The organism is Corallococcus terminator (genome assembly GCF_003611635.1).
GTDB lineage: Bacteria > Myxococcota > Myxococcia > Myxococcales > Myxococcaceae > Corallococcus > Corallococcus terminator.
The window spans coordinates 1-3,700 of sequence record NZ_RAVZ01000542.1 but is presented as its reverse complement, the minus strand read 5'-3'; the positions used below and the strand labels follow the sequence as shown (position 1 = coordinate 3,700).

At 70.5% G+C, this 3,700-nt stretch carries 1 pseudogene; it reads right to left on the bottom strand.

From position 1 onward, the window contains the following. Nucleotides 1–3,700: pseudogene (locus tag D7V88_RS44010) on the bottom strand (molecular chaperone DnaJ); the annotation flags it as partial.

The following is a 3,700-nucleotide window of genomic DNA, read 5'->3' as shown; positions in this document are numbered from 1 at the left end:
GGCGCGGTCGGACGGGCACGCCGGGGCAGCGCCGGAGGTTGAGCGGGTTCCTGGGCGCGGCGGGCCTGCTCCGCCTGAAGTTGGGCTTCGGCGGCGCGGGCCTCCTCCGCGAGGCGATGGAGTTCGGCCTGACGGGCCAGTTCTGCCTGTCTCAGTTCTTCCGCGCGCTGGGCTTCGGCGTGGAGGCGGGCCTCTTCGGCGAGGCGGGCCTCCTCTTCACGAAGCTGCGCCTCTTCCGCGAGACGGATCTCTTCAGCGATCCGAGCTGATTCTTCGGCACGACGCCGGAGTTCTTCCGCGAGGCGGGCCTCTTCGGCCAGTCGAGCCTGTTCGGCCAGTCGAGCCTCTTCGGCGAGGCGGGCCTCTTCCGCGAGCCGGGCCTCCTCCGCGACACGGGCCTCTTCGGCGAGGCGAGCCTCTTCGGCGAGGCGAGCCTCTTCGGCGAGGCGGGCCTCCTCCGCGACACGGGCCTCTTCGGCGAGGCGAGCCTCTTCGGCGAGGCGAGCCTCTTCGGCGAGGCGAGCCTCTTCGGCGAGGCGAGCCTCTTCGGCGAGGCGAGCCTCCTCCGCGACACGGGCCTCTTCAGCGAGGCGAGCCTCTTCGGCGAGGCGAGCCTCTTCGGCCAGTCGAGCCTCTTCGGCGAGGCGGGCCTCCTCCGCGACACGGGCCTCTTCAGCGAGGCGGGCCTCTTCAGCGAGGCGGGCCTCTTCAGCGAGGCGGGCCTCTTCAGCGAGGCGAGCCTCTTCAGCGAGGCGGGCCTCTTCAGCGAGACGAGCCTCTTCGGCCAGTCGAGCCTCTTCAGCGAGACGAGCCTCCTCGGCGAGGCGGGCCTCTTCAGCGAGGCGGGTCTCTTCAGCGAGACGAGCCTCCTCGGCGAAGCGGGCCTCTTCAGCGAGACGAGCCTCTTCGGCCAGTCGAGCCTCTTCGGCGAGGCGAGCCTCCTCGGCGAAGCGGGCCTCTTCAGCGAGGCGGGCCTCTTCAGCGAGACGAGCCTCTTCGGCGAGGCGAGCCTCCTCGGCGAAGCGGGCCTCTTCGGCGAGGCGAGCCTCTTCGGCCAGTCGAGCCTCTTCGGCGAGGCGGGCCTCTTCAGCGAGACGAGCCTCCTCGGCGAGGCGGGCCTCTTCAGCGAGGCGGGTCTCTTCAGCGAGGCGGGACTCTTCAGCGAGACGAGCCTCTTCAGCGAGACGAGCCTCTTCGGCCAGTCGAGCCTCTTCGGCCAGTCGAGCCTCTTCGGCGAGGCGAGCCTCCTCGGCGAAGCGGGCCTCTTCAGCGAGGCGGGCCTCTTCAGCGAGACGAGCCTCTTCAGCGAGACGAGCCTCCTCGGCGAGCCGAGCCTCTTCAACTAGGCGGGCCTCTTCGGCGAGGCGGGCCTCTTCGGCCAGTCGAGCCTCTTCGGCCAGTCGAGCCTCTTCCGCCAGCCGGGCCTCCTCGGCGAGGCGGGCCTCTTCCGCGAGGCGAGCCTCTTCCGCGAGGCGAGCCTCTTCCGCGAGGCGAGCCTCTTCAGCGAGACGGGCCTCTTCGGCGAGACGGGCCTCTTCGGCCAGTCGAGCCTCTTCGGCCAGTCGAGCCTCTTCGGCGAGACGAGCCTCTTCCGCGAGACGGGCCTCTTCCGCGAGACGAGCCTCTTCGGCCAGTCGAGCCTCTTCCGCGAGCCGAGTTGCTTCGGCGAGGCGGGCCTCTTCCGCGAGACGGGCCTCTTCCGCGAGACGGGCCTCTTCGGCGAGGCGGGCCTCTTCGGCGAGGCGGGCCTCTTCGGCCAGGCGGGCCTCTTCGGCCAGGCGGGCCTCCTCCGCGACACGGGCCTCTTCGGCCAGTCGAGCCTCTTCGGCGAGGCGGGCCTCTTCGGCCAGTCGAGCCTCTTCCGCGAGGCGAGCTGCTTCGGCCAGCCGAGCCTCTTCGGCGAGGCGGGCCTCTTCGGCGAGGCGAGCCTCTTCGGCCAGTCGAGCCTCTTCCGCCAGCCGGGCCTCTTCCGCCAGCCGGGCCTCTTCCGCCAGCCGGGCCTCTTCCGCGAGGCGAGCTGCTTCCTCGGCACGAAGCCGAGCTTCTTCCGCCAGCCGGGCCTCTTCGGCGAGGCGAGCCTCCTCCGCGACACGGGCCTCTTCAGCGAAACGAGCTGCTTCCTCGGCACGAAGCTGAGCCTCTTCCGCGAGCCGAGCCTCTTCCGCGAGCCGGGCCTCTTCAGCGAAGCGAGCCTCTTCGGCGAGGCGGGCCTCTTCAGCCAGCCGTACTTCTTCGGCAAGCCACGCTGCTTCCTCTACGCGAAGCCTCTCTTCTTCAGCGAGTCTTGCTTCCTCGGAGAGCCGAGCTTCTTCCTCACGAAGCTGAGCTTCTTCAGCAACACGGATCTCTTCCGCGATCCGTGCTTCTTCCTCCGCACGAAGACGAACCTCTTCGGCGAGGCGAACTTCTTCAGCAAGCCAAGCCTCTTCGGCGAGTCGAGCCTCTTCGGCGAGGCGAACTTCTTCAGCGAGGCGAACTTCTTCAGCGAGGCGAGCCTCTTCGGCGAGTCGAGCCTCCTCCGCGACACGAGCTTCTTCGGCGAGGCGAGCCTCTTCGGCGAGGCGAGCCTCTTCGGCGAGGCGAACTTCTTCAGCGAGCCAAGCCTCTTCAGCCAGCCGAGCCTCTTCGGCGAGTCGAGCCTCCTCCGCAACACGAGCCTCTTCGGCGAGACGGGCCTCTTCGGCGAGACGGGCCTCCTCGGCGAGTCGAGCCTCTTCGGCGAGGCGGGCCTCTTCGGCGAGGCGGGCCTCTTCGGCGAGGCGGGCCTCTTCGGCGAGTCGAGCCTCTTCCGCGAGTCGAGCCTCTTCCGCGAGTCGAGCCTCTTCCGCGAGTCGAGCCTCTTCCGCGAGTCGAGCCTCTTCGGCGAGGCGGACCTCTTCCGCGAGGCGGACCTCTTCGGCGAGGCGGGCCTCCTCGGCGAGGCGGGCCTCTTCCGCGAGTCGAGCCTCTTCGGCGAGTCGAGCCTCTTCCGCGAGTCGAGCCTCTTCCGCGAGTCGAGCCTCTTCCGCGAGTCGAGCCTCTTCCGCGAGTCGAGCCTCTTCGGCGAGGCGGACCTCTTCGGCGAGGCGGGCCTCTTCGGCGAGTCGAGCCTCTTCCGCGAGCCGGGCCTCTTCCGCGAGGCGGACCTCTTCCGCGAGTCGAGCCTCTTCGGCGAGTCGGGCCTCTTCGGCGAGCCGGGCCTCTTCGGCGAGCCGGGCCTCTTCCGCGAGCCGGGCCTCTTCCGCGAGTCGGGCCTCTTCGGCGAGCCGGGCCTCTTCGGCGAGTCGAGCCTCTTCCGCGAGCCGGGCCTCTTCGATCGCCCGAAGCCGAGCCTCTTCCGCCAGCCGAGCCTCTTCAATCGCCCGAAGCCGGGCTTCCTCCGCCAGCCGAGCCTCTTCAATCGCCCGAAGCCGGGCCTCCTCCGCCAGCCGTGCTTCTTCGGCGAGCCGAGCCTCTTCCGCCAGCCGCGCGTCCTCCTCCGCACGCAGCCGTGCTTCTTCCGCGAGCCGGGCCTCTTCAATCGCCCGAAGCCGGGCCTCCTCCGCCAGCCGCGCCGCCTCGATACTCGCAAGCTCCGCGAGCCGGGCCTCTTCCGCGAGCCGGGCCTCCTCCGCCAGCCGCTCCGCCTCGATGCGCGCAAGCTCCGCCAGCCGCTCCGCCTCGATGCGCGCAAGCTCCGCCAGCCGGGCCTCTTCCGCCCGCCGCGCCGCCTCTTCGCGCC